An 18,385-nucleotide genomic window follows, 5' to 3' on the forward strand; every position below is an offset into this window, starting at 1 on the left:
TATACGGGACAAGCCTTAGCCAGTTCTCATCGGTCCCGGTCCAAGCACGATGTCCTGTGGTGCTCAGGAACCAACCTCCGGGCCGCAGCCAGGACGCGATCCGCTCCAGCAGGGCGGCTGTTCCTCCACCGGAACATGGATCAGGGCATACAGACAGACGACGGCGTCGAAGCTCCCTTGGGACAGCTCCAATGCCGTGGCATCAGCCCGGACGAAGTCGGCGCCCGGCACAAGCTCCCGGGCTCTGCGGATCTGGACCTCACTGATGTCGACGCCCGTCACGCGGTGACCCGCCGCCACCAGCGACCGGGCTACGGGAACACCGTTGCCGCACCCGATGTCCAGGACAATGCCTGCCTCAGGGAGCCGGCCGAGCAACTCCTCGATCCACGCGCCGTACTTCGTCTCGCTGCCAAACGCCCGCTCATAGCGCTCCGAGAGCACGTCATACCCGCGCCGGACCAATTCCTTCGGATCTCCCACGTCCACCCGCGCACGCTATGGCCCTCTTGTCAGGAGCGCGACCGCTTTTCGCTCAGGTCCGTGGCCGACCCTCCACCCAGAGGAGGCTGCTTCCGCCTTTGTGTCAGCTTCTCCAAGCACCGGCGCATCATGCAGCGCATTCTGACCAGGCCTCAGCAGAAGCTCGGGGCGGAGACCGCCTGCTCGACCGTGTGGGACTGCGTTCACCCGGATCGCGGCCTCCTGCGGGCGGGCGCGGCCCGAGGGGGCCTTCCGCGTTGATCGTACGGAGCTGTCGATCGGCATGGATCAGAAGAACGGTGGCCTGGCCTTCGGCTCGAACGGTGTCGGCCTGTCCTGTGTGGCCAGCCCGGGGGGAGCGATCTACCGGACGCGGACAGCATTGCCGGACGCACCCGCGCCTGCGGTAGTTTCTCGAACTGCCGGAGCAGTCCCTGACGCGATTCGTCACGGATGGCGAGCCGAGATGCGCAGAGATGGTGGTCCAGCTGTTCATTGCGTTAGCCGCTGTTAGTCGAACGCAACCAGAACGCAAGCGGATCCCGATAGGTTGCGGCTCCCGTGATCATGGCACCACCGGAGCGCCGAGTGTTCAGTCAAGGCAGGCAGAAAGGGTGGAGCCGGATCGGGGGCCAGACAATTCAAAAACCTAGGGTGACATTCGAATGATCCGTCAAAGACCTCCCGCCGTCTCATTTCTGACCCTGTGGCGACTCCTGTCACTGGGTCTCGTCACAGCCTTGATGGGCGGCTTCCTGGTGGGCCTGGCCCAGCCCGCGCACGCGGTTGTTCCCGGAGAGCAGCGGGTGATGTCCTGGAACATGGCCCATACGCCGAAGGCCTGGCAGAACGCCTACAACTACGCCCTCAGGTACGACATCGTTGCGTTGCAGGAAATGCCGATGTCCGCGATCTCGGCCGCAAACGTGGTGAACGACGGAGAAATTCTGGTCCCCGGCACCAGCTACCGGATCGAAAGGAAGATACTGACTTCCCGACTGGGCTACCGTTCGGACATCTACCTCACCTATGTCGAGGACAGCCTCCGGCCGCAGATGTACCGTCTCGGGTTCATGACGCACCGTCGGCCGGAAAGCGTGGAAATCGTCGAGACGCAATTTGGTAATACGCGCCCGGGGCTCGTCATCGTCGACGGCACCGGTGCCGATGCCATTACCTTCGGCTCCATTCACGCGATCTCCCCCGGCGGGGCCAACGGAAGCGAGTTCGTCAACGCGGTGGCAGGGCGGGCGGGAACCCTGAGTGCGGGGCGATGGGCGGTCCTGGGTGACTACAACCGCGAGCCGGGAACCATGGCCGATCTCCCCGCGAACAGCGTGACGCACTCCACGGCCCCCGGTGTCCGCACCTTCCGGACCGGCGGGCGGTACGACTACATGGTCGCCTCACAGCTGTTCAGCGACTGGAACATCGTCGGTCGGTCCGACACCACGCACGATAGCGACCACTATCCGGTGTTCTTCGGCGGCCTCCAGGCCGGAGCCGATCCGGGAGTTCCGTACTGGCTGACGGGTGGGACCTCGGAGAACTCCGCCTCCTGGACGATCGGCGTCGACCAGGCCCGGCTGGAGGACGACAGCATCGGAGAGGACGCCCCGTTCGTCCTGCAGAACATCCGTGCGAGGAACGGGAGCCAGGTCCTGTCACCGTTCGGAGCGGTCGACATCGGCGGGAAGAAGTACTCACTGCTCCTGCTCGAGAGATCCCTGAAGTGTCTCACCATCGCTCCCGACGGCAGCGGAAAGATCGTTCACAAGAATTGCCAGACGGGCCAGAAGGAGAGCCAGCTCTGGCGTTTCGACAGTGATTCCGGTCAGTTGGTCAACCCCCAGGGGTTCACGATCGCCCCGGAGAATCAGAAGGTCGGTTCGGGGCTTCGCGCCGTGTCTCAGGGTGCGACTCCCACGTGGAAGTGGAAGACGAGGTTGTTCAAGGGCTGCCAGCCGTCCTCGGCCGGCAACGTGACGGTGGCCTCGGCGCTGAACGCTTCCGTCCTGTCCGACGGGCAGACGCCCTTCCCCGGCCCGGAGCCCGATCCCTGTACGGCGACACCCACGGTGGTGTCGATGGGCGACAGTTACATCTCGGGCGAGGCCGGCCGGTGGGCCGGTAACGCGGACGCCTCTGCCGACGGCTCGGTATGGGGTACGGACCGCTCCGCCGTGGGCTGCAATGCCGGCGAGACCAGCTGCACCCACGACCTCACGCGGGTGTACGGCGACACTTCCTACGCCGCCAAGCCCGACGCGGCGTGCGACCGGTCGGACTCCGCCGAGATCAACGGTGTGACCGTGCCCGGCGCGGCAACCGTCGACCGGGTCAACCTGGCCTGTTCCGGGGCGACCACGGCCAGCGTCCTGACCAACACATTCAAGGGAGAGCGCCCGCAGATCGAGCAGCTGCGCGACCTCACCGCCACCCGTGACGTCTCCACCGTGGTGCTGTCGATCGGAGGCAACGACCTCCAGTTCTCCGAGATCGTGAAGGAGTGCGTCAAGGCCTACCTCGCCCCGGCCGTGAACAACAACGGCTGCCGGGCCGTCAAGCAGGCCGATTTCGACGCGGCGTTGGGCGTGGTCGAGGAGGACGTGGTCAAGAGCCTGACCGGGATCCGCGATGTCCTGCGCGACTCCGGGCAGTCCGACGACAGCTACCGGATCGTGCTCCAGTCCTACCCGAACCCGCTGCCCAAGAGCTCTGAGTACCGCTACCCGGAGAACTCCTCCAACCCGTTCGAAAAGTACGGGCGCTACACCAAGGGCGGCTGCCCGTTCCTCGACAAGGACAGCGACTGGGCCCGCGACCACGTGATGGCGAACATCACCGCGATGCTGAGCCGGGCCGCCACACGGGCGAACGTCTCGTTCCTGGACGTCCAGGAGGCCTTCGCCGGACACGAGCTGTGCTCCACCTCCACCCAGCAGGCCACCTCTGCCAACAACTCGACCGCGCCCCTGGACGCCGCACAGGCCGAATGGATCCGCTGGGTCCCGTACCTGATCGACACGGACATCCCGTGGACGGCCCAAGGCCACCAGCAGGAGGCGATTCACCCCAACTACTTCGGCCAGCAGGCCCTCTCCGCCTGCCTCACCAAGATCCTCGCCGACCCCGACACCGGACCGGTCACCTCACGCTGCACCGGCAGTGCCGGCTCCGTCCCCGGCGGCCTGGACGACACCAGCCAGGTCCTGGCCAAGGGCAACCGCCGCACCGGTCTGGGCGGTGACCTGCCGGACTGGAGCAAAGCCGGCTACCGGGGCGGACAACGGCTGCCGGGCCCCGCGGAGCGCTCCAACGACCCGCGCTGCAGAATCACTCCCCAGGCCCTGGCCGACCACTACAACGTGAAGGCCGACGACGGCCAGGACGACACCTCCGGCATCCAGAAGGCCATCGACGACATACGCACCACCTGCACCCCCAACGCCTCGCCCACGAAGCTCTCCTCGATCGAACTGCCCAAGGGCACCCTGGAGGTCAGCAAGCAACTGGCCGTCGACGCCTCCTACCTCGTCATCCGAGGCCAGGGCACGAAAGCCGACAGCGGCACCAAGATCACGTTCCGGCCGGACAGCGCGACCAGGTACGACACCCTCTACCAGGGCAGCCGCTGGGACCAGGACACGATGCGCTACGTATGCCAGGGCACGATCGGCTCCATCACTGGCACCGGCGGCTGGATCTGGCCCGGACGCGGCCTGTTCCGCGTGCAGACCCGAGAGGTGTCGGCCAAGCACCAGCGCATGTGCGGCAACCTCTCCGCGATCCCGGAGAACCGCCGGGACCTGTTCGAAGGATCCATCAACCAGCACTGGGAATCGGGCGTCACCCTCGCCGAGAACTCCTCCACCCCCGGATACGCCGCAAGGGAGGGCGACAGCACCATCCAGCTCAACGGCGCTGCCGACATGTCCGTCTTCAAGCCGGGCGGCTACCTGTGGGTCGGGGCGGCCAACAGCATGAAGTTCTACCAGAGCCAGCAGATCGACACCGCCGGTCAACTGGGCAGCCTGGAGGACCTGCACATGCGCCAGCAGGTCTTCACCATCTCCTCCGTCGACGGCACCCGACGCACCGTCACCATCGACAAGCCGCTGGAGTTCGACGTCCCCGTGAACTCCGTCTCCGACGGCTCCGCGCCCATCACCTCGGGGGGTCCCGCCTACCCCAGCAAGGTCACCCCGCTCAAGATGATCACGGACGTCGGGTTCGAGGACTTCACCTTCACCCAGCAGATGGACAGCCTGACCGCCCAGTGCGTCGACCTGACCGCCAACTGCGCCACCCACAACTACGGCAACCTCGCCCCCGACGCCGCCATGCACGGCATCGTCTTCAAATGGGCCGCCAACAGCTGGGTCCGCGGAATCAAGGGCGCGATGACCGGCTCCCACCCCGTCGTCACCGAAGTCGCCAAGAACCTCCAGATCGAGAACAACTACTTCGACGGTTCCTGGAACAAGGGCAAGGGCGGCAACGGATACCTGCGCGGCTCCCGCGTCTGGGACTCCCTCTACGCCTTCAACACCACGCGAAACCTGCGCCACTTCACCTTCCAGTGGTCCTCCTCCGGGAACGTCGCCTTCGCCAACGACTTCGACTCCGACCTCAACCTGCACGGCGGCTGGGAACGCCGCAACCTCTTCGACAACAACACCGTCCACGTCCCCTACAACCACTCCTCCGGCAGCTGCAGCGCCAACTGCGGCGGTGAGGGAGGCGTCGGCGACAAGGGCACCTGGTGGCCGATCTACTGGAGCGCCGGCAACAAGGCCGTCAAGTGGTCCGGCTCCAGCGGCCCCCAGAACGTCTTCTTCAACAACAACCTGACCAAACAGACCACCAAGAACGGCCCCTACGCGCTCTACCAGCCCTACTCCACCCGCGGCCGTGCCTACCAGTTCGGCTCCGCCGAGGACTCCCCGCGCTCCTTCAAACACCTCGACTACGGGACCGGCAGCTTGCCGCCCATCGACACCAACCCCATCCAGGACTGGGCCGGCTACGAGAACAACAGCTTCACCTCAGGACTGGGCGTCAACAACAACTACCAGGACAGCGGGGACTCCCTCTTCCTGAAGTCCTTCCGACGCTGACCGTCGTCGACCCGCAACCGAAGGCCGTGCCGCCGTCCGATCAGGCGGCACGGCCTTCGGCCACCGATGAAGTGCTGGTCAGGCCTGGGACCCGCGCGGGAGGAACTGGGAGGTCCGGCGTAGACGCGTCACCTCCACCTGTGGTGCGAGCGTGAGGCGCCTGACGGGCGGAAGCCCAGGCCAGGCGCCTCGCGCTCGTGCCCTCTGGAAGAACCCGGGCTTCTTCGGTGAGTAGCTCACCAGCAGGTTCTTCGTGTGCTGGTGGTACACGCCTCGTAAAGCCGCTGACTGTTGGAAACGGCCACGATTCGGCCAAGCTGCAGGCGGCTGGTCCGCGTATGGCCCGGATCTTGGTCGGCACGGGGGACCTCTGACCGATGGTGCGAGGCGGCGGCGAGTTGGCACACAGCGAGGGGCGGGCCGACAGGTCGCCACGGCGCATGCCGGGATCCAACGCGCCACGAGGTGGTCGGCCGAGTGAGCCGGGACCCGGATTCGGCCGAGCACTGTTGGATCATCAGGGAGCGAGGTCCGGGGAGAGGTGGATCCGGGCCGCTACCGGAAGGTGGTCGCTGGCCGTCGCGGGGAGGGTCCATGCCGATGCGGCCCGGACGCCCCCGAGAAGGATCTGGTCGATCCGGACGACCGGCAGGCGCGCCGGCCAGGTGAAGCCGAAGCCTGCGCCCGCCTCGGCCTGTGCGGAGACGAGACGGTCGGTGAGGGGCCGCAGTGCGCGGTCGTCCGTGGAGCCGTTGAGGTCGCCCAGGACGACGACGCGCCGGACGGGCTCGTCCCGTACCTCCGCCACCAGCAGGCCCATCGCCTCGTCGCGCGCCCCGGCGGTGAATCCGGCCGGGCCCACGCGGACGGACGGCAGGTGGGCGACGTAGATGGCCAGTGGCCCGCCGGGCGCGTCCACCGTGGCCCGCATCGCCCGCGTCCACGGCATGATCGGCACGGCCCGCGCGTCGCTCAGCGGATGGACGCTCCACAGGCCCACTGTGCCCTGGTAGAAGTGGTAAGGATAGGCCTCCGCCAGGGCCTGCTCGTAGGCGGGCGCCGTGGCCGGGCTCAGCTCCTCCAGCGCCAGTACGTCCGCCCCTGCGGCGAGCAGGCTCCGTACAGTGCCTTCGGGGTCGGGGTTGGCCTGGTTGACGTTGTGGCTGACCAGCGTGAGGTCCCCACCGGGGGACGTCTTATCGGTGAGGGCTCCGCCGAAGGCCGCCAGCCAGGCCACCGCCGGCACCACCACGGCCACCGCCGCTGCCACCGGCGCCCGCCGCAGCAGGGCTGCGGCCACCAGCACGGGCACGGCCAATGCGCTCCAGGGCAGCAGGGTCTCGGCCAGGCTGCTCAGCCGTCCGGGCAGTCCGGGGAGAATCCCGTGGCCCGCGACGCTCACCGCGAGGAGTACGGAGCACCCCGTGATCGCCGCCCCGCGGCGCCGCCACCACCGGCGGCGCGACACGGTGTCCGCCGCGCCGTCCGAGGCTCCTGGAGTGTGGTCCGGGCCGACCGCCGTGCCGTCCCCCGCGGGGGAAGGAAGGGGCCGTGCCGCCGTGCCGTCCGGCGCCGCAGTGGGGTCCGGGCGTGTCGTCGCCGTCATCGTCCCCCGCCCTCCGTTCCGGCGGCGGCCAGCCGGTCGCGGACGGCGGTGAGCAGGCCACGGCTGGCGTCGACGGCGGCCCGGAGCCCCTCGGCGGGCGTCGTGTTCGCCCGCTGGTGCAGGACGGCGCCCACCAGCAGCCGGGGCGCACCGCCGACACGCACCTCGCAGGCCCACAGGAGGTTCCCGCCCGCCGGGGTGCTGGAGCCGGTCTTCACACCGAGGACGCCCGGAGTGTCCAGGAGGGGATTGGTGTTGGTGATCGTCCCGAGGCCGGGGACGGTGGTCTCGCGGGTGGCCACGATCGCCCGGAAGACCGGGTCCTCCATCGCGGCCCGCGTCAGCCGCACCTGGTCGGCCGCGGTGCTCGTGGTCGTCGGCTCGATGCCGCTCGCCCCCGTGTAGACCGTATCTTTCATGCCGAGGCGTCCGGCGGCGCGCCGCATCTTCGCCACGAAGGCCGCCTGGCTGCCGGAGTCCCAGCGGGCCAGCAGGCGGGCGACGTTGTTGCCGGAGGGGATGAGGAGCAGTTCCAGGAGCCGGCGCTGGGAGTAGCGTTCGCCAGGCCGTACGGGGACGGTCGACTCGCCGCCGACCCCCGCCTCGTGCGCGGCCGTCCGATCCACAGTGATCAGGGGGCCCTCCTCGTCAGGCCGCAGCGGGTGCTCCTCGAGGATGACGTAGGCGGTCATCACCTTCGTCAGGCTCGCGATCGGTACGGGCCGTCGCTCGCCCCGCTCGCCCAGCGAACCGGTCCCTTCGAGCTCGACGGCGCTCTGGCCGTCCCGCGGCCACGGGAGCGGGCCGATGTCGGAAACCGGGAGTCGCTCGTCTCCCGTCGTCGGAGGCGCGCCGGAGGGCGAGGCGACGGCGATGCCCAGGGCCGTCAGCAGGGCCAGGGACAGGGCACCGCCGACGAGGCGGTGACGGGGGGTGCGGGGCAGGGACACGGGCCGCCTCCAGGGGCTGCGGTACGGGATCGGTACGGCAGCAAGACTCCGGGGACGAGGTCTCCGCCCCACGGTGGGGAGAGCGCGGCCCGCGCTCGGGAACCCATCGGTCGTGTATCAACGGGGCGGCGGCGAGCGGACGCGCGCTGGCCGGCGAGTTCGACGCATCGGCGGGGCGGGGTCCGGCAGGGCGATGCGGAGGGAGTGCCCGAGGGGCGGGAACGTGCCGACGGGCGACCGTCCCGGGACGGCGAGGGCCGTGCGCCGGCGGGCAGGCCGTTCCGGTGCAGCCGGGCCACCCGCCGGCGGGCCGTCCCGGGGACGGGGTCACACCTCGGACGGTGTCCCGTCCTGGGGCAGGCTCAGGGTCGCGACCGCCCCTCCGTCCCGGGCGTTGGCGAAGTCCAGGGTCGCCCCGATCACCCTCGCCTGGCCGGACGCGATCGTCAGGCCCAGGCCGTGCCCGTGCCCCCGCTCGGCCGAGCCCGTCCGGAACCGCTGGGGGCCGTGGGACAGCAGGTCGGCCGGGAAGCCGGGGCCGTGGTCCCGGACGGTCACCGTCCTGCCGGCGACGGCGACTTCCACCCGGCCCGCGCCGTGCCGGTGGGCGTTGACGACGAGGTTGGAGACGATCCGGTCCAGGCGCCGGGGGTCCGACTCGACCACGGCCGCATCCCGTTCGGTCACCCGCGCCGCGAGGCCCGTCCGCGCCACCGAGTCCCGGACGAGGGCGGCCAGGTCGACCGGTCCCCGCTGGGACGTCTCGGCGCCCGCGTCGAGCCGGGAGACCTCGAGGAGGTCCTCCACCAGGTCGCGCAGCACCCGCACCCGGCTCTGGACCATGTCCGTCACCTCGCCCTCGGGCAGCAGTTCCGCCGACGTGACCAGGCCCATCAGCGGGGTGCGCAGCTCGTGTGCGACGTCGGCGGTGAAGCGCTGCTCGGTGTCGATCCGCTGCTGGAGGCTGTCGGCCATCGAGTCGACCACGGCCGAGATCTCGGCGACCTCGTCGCCCCCGCGGACCGTCCCCGTCCGGGCGTCGAGGTCGCCCGCCGTGATGCGCCGGGCCGTGCGGGCCACCCGGCGCAGCCGCCGGGCGGGGAGCTCCGTCGCCAGGGCCGTGGCGGGGACGACGACGCCCAGCGTGAGCAGCGAGTACTTCCACATGTGACGGTCCAGGGCCTGCCGGGTCAGCAGGTCGGCGGTCATGTCGACCTCGACCGCGTACAGCTTGCCGCCCTCGCGACGGGCCGCCCAGAAGACGGGGGCCGGGGGCCCGTTCTCGTACAGCGTGGCCTCGCCGCCGTGCTCGACCTGCCACAGCAGGGCTTCGGGCAGCTCCCCGGGGGACACCCGGGGCCCTTCCTCACCTGCGGCCGAGGCATCCTCCAAGGCCGTCGTCAGCGCCATGTGGGCCCTGCCCGCGCCCTCGTGCATGGAGCGCCGCAGCACCGAGTCGTGCACCAGCACGCCGACCGTCAGCGCCATCGAGGCACAGGCGAGCGCCACCAGGAGGACGATCTTCCAACGCAGCGAGCGGGAGTGGGGTATCAGACCCTTGACACCTCCCCGGGGGCCGCGGCTCACCGCTTCCACTTGTAGCCGAAGCCCCGGACAGTCTCGACGCGCTCGGCGCCGATCTTCTTGCGCAGTCGCTGCACGCACAGGTCGACGACCCGGGTGTCGCCGTCCCAGCCGTAGTCCCACACTTCGCGCAGCAGGGTCTGACGGTCCAGCACGATCCCGGGGTGCGCGGCGAACTCGAGCAACAGCCGCAGCTCGGTCGGGGCGAGCGCGATCCGCTCGCCGCCCCTGCGGACCTCCAGGGCCGCGGGGTCGAGGGAGAGGTCGCCGAAGAGCAGCGGGCCGGTCGGCCCCGCGGTGCCGGCAGGTTCGGGCACCGGGGAAACGAAGGCGGCCCGGCGCAGCAGCGAACGGATGCGCGCCACCAGGACGGCGGTGTCGACGGGCTTCACCACGTAGTCGTCGGCCCCGGCCTCCAGGCCGGACACGACGTCGAGGGCGTCGCCGCGCGCCGACATCATCAGGATCGGGTCCGTGGCCGTCTCCCGGATGCGCCGGCACAGCCCGATGCCGTCCAGGCCCGGCAGCATCACGTCGAGCAGCACCAGGTCGTGCCGCCCCTCCCGGAAGAGTTCGAGCCCGGTCAGCCCGTCGGCCGCGACGAGCACGCGGTAGCCGTAGCGCTCCAGGGCCATCGCGACGGACCGCCGGATCACCTCGTCGTCCTCGACGAGCAGGACGGTCACGGGCGCGGGCGTCGACACGGAATCAGACATGGACATCTCTCGGGCACGGGGCAGGGCAGGCCCTCCATCATGCCTCACCCTCCAGCGCCCCCGGCGCCGCCGGAGGGCTGTCGGCACGCCTCCGACCTGGGCTGATACGCGCCTGATACACCACCGCGCGGTGGCCGACACACATCCGAGCGGGTACGGACACGGAGGCGGCGCGCCTGACACCGGTGGCGCGGCAGCCGCTCCGGCACGCACCGTCGCCGGACAGGCGACGCTGGTTGCTCTGACGGCGTCGCCGGGGTGAAGCCGATGACGGCCATCAGGTTGCCCGAGGGGCCGTACCCGGCTCCGGTGGGAGGTGGCGATGGCCGACGCCTCCCACAGGGTGAGGGGTCGCGTTTCGCTGGGGTTGGGGTGTGGGTGAGTGGGCCCAGCCTGCGCGGCCGGGGACGCGGACGGCGATGCCGACCCGGTGCCGGAGCTGTGAGGGCTTCCAGGCGGCTGCCCGGGCGGCCCGGGGTCTACCAGGGGCTGCTGCTGCTCGTCGACGTCGCGCCCCCGGAAGCGCCCCCGGACGTCGTGGGTGTGGTGCCGAAGACGGAACCGCCCGAGACGGACCCCCGGGGTACGGAGACGGGGTCGGCCGACGTCCGGCGGAACGGGGTGCTCGCCGTCGACTGAGTCACGGACCGGGCCGGCGCCTCCCTGCCCGCCTCGCGCGGGCACTCGTCCTCCTCGCCGATCCGCTCCAGACGCAGCACCAGGTTGCGCTCCTGCCGGGCGCGCCCCGGCCAGTCCACGTCCTTGCTGGTGATCGTCTGCGTACGGACGCCGTCCACCGTCTCCCAGCGGGTCCTGACCGCGCGGACGTTGGGCCGCCACCGGCCCTCGTACCGGTGCTCCACCTCCAGGTGCCAGCTCGGCGCGTCCACGTGCCGGACCGTTCCCACCTCGCCGGGGATCTCGATCCGTTCTCCGCGCGCGCCGGACACGGTGACCACCGCGCGCTGCGGCCAGTCGGCGTCCAGGCCGATGACGGTGATCCGGCAGGGGCCCTCGTACCAGGCCATGGGTGCTCTCCAGTGTTCTCGGGGACGGGCGTGAAGAAGATGACGGGGCAGGGGGCGGTGTCAGTCGTGGGGGAAGTTCCGGACGACGAGCGTCGCGAGATCGTGGTACGCGTCCCGGGTCCGGCCCCGCAGCGTCTCCGGGTCGACCTCGCCGCCCCGGGCCAGACGGGGGTCGTACGGGACGGTCACCACGGCCCGGCAGCGCTGCCGGAGACGGGCGACGGCCTCGTCCACCAGGGCCGGCCGCCCCGAGGAGGACCGCACGCCGGAGATGACGGTCACCGCCTCCCGTGCCTTCTCCTCGTGGCCGAGGGCGGCCAGTCGGTCGAACACCAGACCGGCGCCGCTCATACCGTCCTCGCCCGGTGTGGCCGCGACGACCAGCTGGTCCGACAGGTCCAGGACGGCGCACAGGACGTCGTGCGGCATGCCGGTCCCGGAATCGGTGATGACCAGCGGGTACTGACCGGCGAGCGCTTCCACGACCTGCCGGTACTCCTGTGCGCCCAAGGCCCGCGGATCCGCCGGGTCAGGGTCGTGCGCCACGACCTCCAGACCGCTGGGCGTCTGCGAGGTGAAGGCCCGGACGTCCATGTAGGTGCGCAGCCGGGGCAGCGCCGCCACCAGGTCGAGCACGGTGGCGCCTGACTGCCGCCGGACGCGGCGGCCCAGGGCTCCCGAGTCCGGGCTCGCGTCCACGGCGACCACCCGGTCGGCCCGCTCCCGGGCCAGGACCGCGCCGAGGGCCAAGGTGGTGGTCGTCTTCCCGGCCCCGCCGTTCAGACCGATCACCGCGATCCGATGGCTGCGCAGCAGCGGGGCCCGGAGGGCCTCGGCGGCATGGCCCGCCCCTCCGCGCCGCCCGATCCGGAAGAGGGAGCGGGACGCCCGCCGCATCGGCCGCGTCTCCGCCGCGGGCTCGACCGGGACCACCGGGGCCGGTGCGGCCGGGGCCACGGGCTCGATCGGGACCGCCGGGGCCGCGGGCTCGATCGGGACCGCCGGGGCCGGGGCCACGGGCTGCTCCGGAGCCTTTGCCGCCGGTTCGGGCTCCGCCCCCGGGTCCGGCTCCGACGGGGCTTCCGGTGGGGCTTCCGGCGGGGCTTCGTTCCGCCTCGCGCGCCAGTGCCCGGGGCTGTAGTCGGGCGCGTCCGTCCAGTGTTCGGGCGCGTCCATGTCGTTTCTGGCTACGACGCTGACCACCTCGGTCCCCTCTCGTCGGTCGCCCGGAGGAACGGCCCGGCGGGCACGACCGGTTCAGACGGCGCGGAGCGGGCGGCCCGTCGGGGCGAGGCCGCGCCGCTCAAGGATGGGACGCAGTGCCCGCACCGCGTAGAAGTTGCGGGACTTGACGGTGCCCGGTGGGATGCCGAGCACGGCGGCCGCGCCCGCGGTGGACCGGTCGTTGAGGTGCAGCTCCACCAGCACCTCCTTCTGGTGCTCGGGCAGTTCGGCGAGCGCGTCGCCGACGGCGTGCGCGGTCACGATCTCCTCGTACGGGTCGTCGGGGCCCGCACGGTCCTCCGGCGTCTCGTCGCCCAGCTCCTTCACCCGGGCGGACTGCGCCCGGAAGTGGTCGATGGCGATCCGGCGGGCGACGGTGAACAGCCAGGGGCGACCGTGCTCCGGACCCCGGACGAGCGCCTGGGGGTTCTGCCAGGCGCGCAGGAAGGTCTCCTGGAGCATGTCCTCGGCCTTGCCCCGGTCCCCGCTGGTGAAACGGAGCAGGGCGCGCAACAGGGCGGAAGCGTGCAGCCGGTGGAGCTCCGCCAGAGTGTCGCGGTCCATGGTGGGGCGCCCCCGCGCCCCCGCGTGCGGCTCCGGTCCCGCTCCCGCGCGGACCGCGCCGTCGGCCCCGTCTTCGTGCGTTGTCACCCCGGTCGTTCCTCCCCGCCGCGCGTCGGCGACTCGGGGGTGGCGGACGGCGGCACCGATCTGCCGACGGCTCCGGGCACGTCGGACTGGTGGGAACGACCTTGGCAATTTCGACTAACGCATGGCTAATGTTCGGGCGTGATCGAGGGCTGTCCGGTAACGCCTCCCTAATCTTCTGATCGGTGTGGAGCGCAGGCGGCATCGGGGTGGGCACCGGCCTGCCCCGTGGGCGCCACGGACCACGCCCGTGCGTCCGAGCGGAATCCCTGGCGTCGCGCGCACGGCCTGATCGACAAGACACGCCCTAGGAAGGCGGCAACGGCTCCGGCCCGCCTCCCCTCACGCCCTCCGGGGCGCGGTAGCCGCCCGGCCGCCACCTGCGCCGGCGGCCCCGTCGCAGTACGGCGGACGCCCCCGCCACACCCGCCAGCACCACCAGAGAACCGGCCGCCACCCATCCGGCGGACCCGGCGGCGGAACGTCCCGGCGCGGTCGGCATCACCACTCCCGGAGCAGCCGCCCGGACCGCCGCGCCGCCGCCCTCCTCGGGGAGTACGGCCGTCACGGCGGCGATCGGGTCGACCGAGCCGTACCCGCGCGTCCGGTCCGGCATCGGCTCGCCCGGTCCCGTCGTGGTGGCGCGGAGCCGGTGGACCAGGGCCTCGGCGCTCAACTCCGGTCGGCGGTCCAGGACGAGGGCCGCCGTTCCGGCCACCAGCGCCGCCGCGTAGCTCGGTCCGGAGGCCGTGAAACTGCCCCGGCCGCCCGGCCCGGGGCCCATCACGGCCTCGCCGGGTGCCGTTAGGTCGACCCGGCCCTCGGGGGCCTGCCCGGACGCCTTCCCGCCGGGGCCGGTCGCCGCCACCGCCACCACCTGCGGATGGGCCGCGGGGTACGCCGGTTCCTTCGCCCCGTCCGGGGCGGCCGGGGCGATCACGACCGCGCCTTCGGCGACCGCGTACCGTACGGCGCTCCCCAGCGCCGGGCTGTCCGTGCCCGCCACCGCGACCACGGCGATCACCCGGGCGCCGCCGTCGACGGCCGTCCGGATGCCCCGGGCGAGGAGTTCGGGAGTGGTGTTCCCCCGCCGGTCGGTGACCGGCACGTCGAGGATCCGAGCCTCGGGCGCGATCCCCGCGAACCCGGCGCCCGGGGTGCGGGCCGCCGCGATCAGACCGGCCGTGAAGGTGCCGTGACCGACGCAGTCCGGGGCCGGGCCGCCGCCGGGGAAGAGGCGCGGGGTCCGCCTCAGCCGGTCGCCCAGCAGCCCGGCCGTGTCGTCCACCCCCGAGCCCACCACGGCCACCGTCACCCCGGCCCCTTCGGACAGCGGCCAGACCGTGTCCGGGCGCAGCAGAGCCTGGGGCCAGGGGAGTCCGGTGACCTTCCGGCCCGATGCCTCGCGGCAGGTGTCGCCGGAGAGCCGCTGGGTGACGGCGGGCAGCGAGGCGGGATCGGGGCCCGCCGGGCCGGCCACCGAATCGGCGCCGTTCCCGCCGTCCGGGCCCGGCGCGGCCCCCGCGCTCCCCGGCAGCAGGACCAGGGCCCCGCACAGCAGAGCCGTCGAGAGGGCCGCCGCCCCGCTCCGCCTCACGCGACACCGTCCGGCACCCGGTCCCAGGGCACGTCCTGAGGCAGCAGCATGCTCAGCTCGGCCACGTCGTCGACATCGAGCCGGCTGAGCCGGCCCGCCTGCCGGGTGATCATGGTCTCCAGGACCTGGCGCGCGAAGCGGCCGTTGCCGAAGTTCCGGTCGCGCGGCACCGCCGCGAACAACTCGCCCAGGCCCGCCAGCGTCTCCGGCGGGCACACGTACCCCGCCTTGTCGGACAACGCCTCCACGATCCGCACCAGTTCCTCGTCGGTGTAGTGCTCGAAGACGACCGAGCGGGAGAAGCGGGACGCCAGGCCCGGGTTGGAGTCGAGGAAGCCCCGCATCTCGTCGGCGTACCCGGCGACGATGACCACGACCTCGTCGCGGTGGTCCTCCATCAGCTTCATGAGGGTGTCGACGGCCTCCTGACCGAAGTCGCTGCCCGTGCCGCCGCGTGGCGTCAGGGTGTACGCCTCGTCGATGAACAGCACGCCGCCGCGTGCCCGGTCGAAGGCGTCCTTCGTCAACTGCGCGGTGTGGCCCACGAACCGACCCACCAGGTCCGCCCGCGCCGTCTCCACCAGCTGGCCGCCCGGCAGCACGCCCAGCTCGGCGAGCAGCTGCCCGTACAGCCGGGCCACCGTCGTCTTGCCGGTGCCGGGCGGGCCCGAGAAGACCACGTGATGACTGATCGTGGCCGTCGGGAGCCCGGCCTCCTTGCGCCGGTTGACCTGCTTGATCAGGTTGACCAGATCCTCGACCTGCTCCTTGGCGGCGGGCAGGCCGATCATCGCCCGCAGCTCGTCGAGGAGTTCCGTCCTGCGCTCCGCCGGTGCGCCGGACGCCGCGACCGCCCTGGCGGCCTCCGCCCCCACGTCCTCCGGCTTGAGCAGCGCCAGATCGGTGTTGTCGATCTCGGGCAGCGCGGCCAGCCGGGACGCCTGCCGGTCCACCATCTCCTCGAACACCTTCCGTGCCGCCCGGCCGTTGCCGAAGTCGGCGCCCTTCGCCATGGTCTCGAAGTGCGACGTCAGCGCCTCGCGGGTGCCGTCGGCGAGCTGGTAGCCGTGCGAGGCGGCGGACAGCGCCACGATCGTGCTCAGCTCGTCGTCCGCGTAGTTCTCGAACTCCACCGTGCGGCTGAACCGGGACGCCAGGCCCGGGTTGGAATCGAGGAAGCCCCGCATCTCGTCCGTGTACCCGGCGACGATGACCACGACCTCGTCGCGGTGGTCCTCCATCAGCTTCACCAGCGTGTCGATGGCCTCCCGTCCGAAGTCAGGGCCGCTGCCGCCGGTCCCTTGCGACAGCGTGTACGCCTCGTCGATGAACAGCACGCCCCCCAGCGCCTGCTGGAAGACCTCCGTCGTCTTGATCGCCGTCCCGCCGATGATCGACGCCACCAGGTCCGCGCGCGCCACCTCCACCAGATGGCCCGAGGGCAGGACGTCCAACTCGGCGAGGATCGAACCGTAGAGCCGGGCCACCGTCGTCTTGCCGGTGCCGGGCGGACCCGCGAAGATCAGGTGGCGGCTCATCGGCAGCGCGGGCATCCCCGCCAACTCCCTGCGCCGGGCCAGCTTGTTGAGGTTGACCAGGGTGGCCACCTGTCCCTTCACCCCGTCCAGGCCCACCAGCGCGTCCAGTGCCTCCAGTGGCCCGTCCGGCCGGCGCGAAGCGGCGGGTGCCGCCGCCACCGCGTCCTCGCGGGCGGAACCGTCGGGAGCGCCCTCGTGGACCTCCGCCCCGCGAGGCCCGTCCGCCGTCGGCCCCGGCCCGCCCGCCTCGGCCGGCGACTCCCCGTACGAGTCCGGCAGCTCGTTCTCCGTGCTGGTCAGGTTCTCCACCGCGAGCCGCGCCGACGGCTTGAGCTGACGCAACCCCGAGCCGCCGTTGCCGGAGACCGTGCAGTCGTGCACGCGTACTGCCTCCGTGGAGTCCACGCGGATGCCGTCGCCGGTGTTGTCCACCGCCTCGCAGCGGTTCAGCGCGGCCCGGCCGCCCACCGCGACCCGGAATCCGTGCCGCCGGCAGGACCGCACCCGGGTCCGGGCCGCGGTCAGCTCCCCGCCGTCCTCGACCAGCACCCCTTCCTGCGGCGCGTCGGCGACCTCACAGTCCCGCAGCGTCGCCACCCCGCCTCCGCCGACCGACACGCCGGCCGCACCGGTCTCCCGGACCGTGGTGGTGCCGACATACGCGTCGCCGCCGTCGGTGATCCGCACCCCCGCCTGCCCGGTGGCCGAGATCTCCGAACCCTCCAGGCGGCCCCGGCCGCCCCGGGCCACCTCCACCCCCGCCCCGGCCACGTCCGACACCTGCAGACGCCGCAGCATCGGGTTCGCGCCCTCCAGCACGCGCACCCCCGCCGCCGCGCCGCCGCGCACCGTGAGCCGGTCGAAGTCCGGGGCGCTGTCGCCGGTCAGCTGGACTCCGGCCTCCTTCGCGTCCCGCACCGAGCACCGCTTGAACGAGGGGCCCGAGGACTCCTCCACCCAGATGCCGGTGCCCTCGGCCGCGGTGACCTCGCACTCCTCGAACGTGCCGCGCGAACGCCCTGTCACATGGACGCCGTTGCCCTTGGTCCGGGAGACCCGACAGCGGCTCAGCACCGGATCGGTGCCCTCGGCGAGCGCTATTCCGTGCACCTTGGTGGCGGACACCGAGCAGTCCTCCAGGACCGCCCGTTCCGTGGAACTGATGTACACGCCGAGCAGGCAGTCCCGCACCGAGGTCCGCACCACCCGGGTGGAGCTGTTCTGCTCCAGGGCGATGGCCGGCTTGTCGGTGGCCGAGATCTCGCAGTCCTCGATCAGCCCCCGGCCCTCGCCGTTCGCGCACACCCCGTTGCCCCGGGCATCGCGCAGCACGCAGTTGCGGAAGGTCGGATTGGCCCGCTCTCCGATGACCACCGCCGAGGTCCCCAGGTGCTCCACCACACAGCCGTCGATCACGCTGGTGCCCGTGGAGGTCTCCACGATCCCCGCCCCGCCCGGGTTGGTCACCCGGCAGCCCCGCATCGCCAGCGAACCCTGCTGCCGGGTCAGCAGGGCCGTCCAGGCGTTCCCCACCACCTCGCAGTCCTGGAGCGCCGCCTGTCCGCGCGGCACGTCCACGACGGGCAGCTCGTCGTCCAGGCCCTGGAGCAACAGCCCCGTCAGCTGCACCGCCTCGGCCACCACCTGCACCACCGTTCCCCGGGGCGGCACGATCCGCACGGTCCCGTTCGGGTCCTCGGCGGTGATCGTCACCATCTTGGTGATGACCAGGTTCTCCTCGTACCGGCCCGGGCGCACCGAGATCACCGCGCCGCTGCGCGCGGCCTCCAGAGCGGCTCCGATCGTGCGGTACGGGCCGCCGGCGGACGGGCGGTCGTGCTGCGCCTCGGCGCTCACGGTCAGCACATGGCGCGACATGCGTGGATGGTCC

11 protein-coding genes are annotated in these 18,385 nt (G+C 71.8%); 1 reads left to right on the plus strand and 10 read right to left on the minus strand.

The features are described from left to right. Nucleotides 1-63: 63 nt before the first annotated feature. Complete coding sequence (locus ACFV2S_RS05625) at nucleotides 64-489, minus strand: class I SAM-dependent methyltransferase (protein WP_385554526.1); 426 nt, start codon at nucleotides 487-489, stop codon at nucleotides 64-66. 737 nt (nucleotides 490-1,226) lie between these two features. Here ACFV2S_RS05625 and ACFV2S_RS05630 point away from each other — a divergent pair. Beyond that, a complete protein-coding gene (locus ACFV2S_RS05630) occupies nucleotides 1,227-5,603 on the plus strand; it encodes a hypothetical protein (RefSeq protein ID WP_385554858.1) in 4,377 nt (1,458 codons plus the stop codon). Nucleotides 5,604-6,120: 517 nt separating this feature from the next. Here ACFV2S_RS05630 and ACFV2S_RS05635 read toward each other — a convergent pair. The 9 genes from ACFV2S_RS05635 to ACFV2S_RS05675 all read right to left on the minus strand — a co-directional run bounded on the left by ACFV2S_RS05635 (nucleotide 6,121) and on the right by ACFV2S_RS05675 (nucleotide 18,372). Beyond that, complete coding sequence (locus ACFV2S_RS05635) at nucleotides 6,121-7,209, minus strand: endonuclease/exonuclease/phosphatase family protein (protein ID WP_385554528.1); 1,089 nt, start codon at nucleotides 7,207-7,209, stop codon at nucleotides 6,121-6,123. Further along, nucleotides 7,206-8,159, minus strand: a complete 954-nt coding sequence (locus ACFV2S_RS05640; protein ID WP_385554530.1) for a D-alanyl-D-alanine carboxypeptidase family protein — start codon at nucleotides 8,157-8,159, stop codon at nucleotides 7,206-7,208. Before ACFV2S_RS05640 ends, ACFV2S_RS05635 begins: the two co-directional genes overlap by 4 nt. 327 nt (nucleotides 8,160-8,486) lie before the next feature. Further along, complete coding sequence (locus tag ACFV2S_RS05645; RefSeq protein ID WP_385554532.1) at nucleotides 8,487-9,746, minus strand: sensor histidine kinase; 1,260 nt, start codon at nucleotides 9,744-9,746, stop codon at nucleotides 8,487-8,489. Next, on the minus strand, nucleotides 9,743-10,459 hold the full coding sequence (gene cseB / locus ACFV2S_RS05650) for a two-component system response regulator CseB (RefSeq protein WP_385554534.1): 717 nt from the start codon (nucleotides 10,457-10,459) through the stop codon (nucleotides 9,743-9,745). Before cseB ends, ACFV2S_RS05645 begins: the two co-directional genes overlap by 4 nt. 479 nt (nucleotides 10,460-10,938) lie before the next feature. Next, the gene (locus ACFV2S_RS05655; protein ID WP_385554535.1) at nucleotides 10,939-11,487 is read right to left on the minus strand and encodes a hypothetical protein; all 549 of its coding nucleotides are present in this window, start codon (nucleotides 11,485-11,487) and stop codon (nucleotides 10,939-10,941) included. Nucleotides 11,488-11,547: 60 nt separating this feature from the next. Beyond that, nucleotides 11,548-12,663 (minus strand): MinD/ParA family protein, encoded by a 1,116-nt coding sequence (locus ACFV2S_RS05660; protein ID WP_385554537.1) that lies wholly within the window; start codon nucleotides 12,661-12,663, stop codon nucleotides 11,548-11,550. A gap of 81 nt (nucleotides 12,664-12,744) precedes the next feature. Beyond that, the gene (locus tag ACFV2S_RS05665) at nucleotides 12,745-13,362 is read right to left on the minus strand and encodes a sigma-70 family RNA polymerase sigma factor (RefSeq protein ID WP_385554539.1); all 618 of its coding nucleotides are present in this window, start codon (nucleotides 13,360-13,362) and stop codon (nucleotides 12,745-12,747) included. A 304-nt stretch (nucleotides 13,363-13,666) separates the two neighbouring features. Continuing rightward, on the minus strand, nucleotides 13,667-14,956 hold the full coding sequence (locus tag ACFV2S_RS05670; RefSeq protein ID WP_385554541.1) for a S8 family serine peptidase: 1,290 nt from the start codon (nucleotides 14,954-14,956) through the stop codon (nucleotides 13,667-13,669). Further along, the gene (locus tag ACFV2S_RS05675; protein WP_385554543.1) at nucleotides 14,953-18,372 is read right to left on the minus strand and encodes a right-handed parallel beta-helix repeat-containing protein; all 3,420 of its coding nucleotides are present in this window, start codon (nucleotides 18,370-18,372) and stop codon (nucleotides 14,953-14,955) included. Before ACFV2S_RS05675 ends, ACFV2S_RS05670 begins: the two co-directional genes overlap by 4 nt. Nucleotides 18,373-18,385 lie beyond the last annotated feature (13 nt).

Origin of the sequence: Streptomyces sp. NPDC059695 (assembly GCF_042733785.1) — a bacterium.
In the GTDB taxonomy this organism is placed as follows: domain Bacteria; phylum Actinomycetota; class Actinomycetes; order Streptomycetales; family Streptomycetaceae; genus Streptomyces.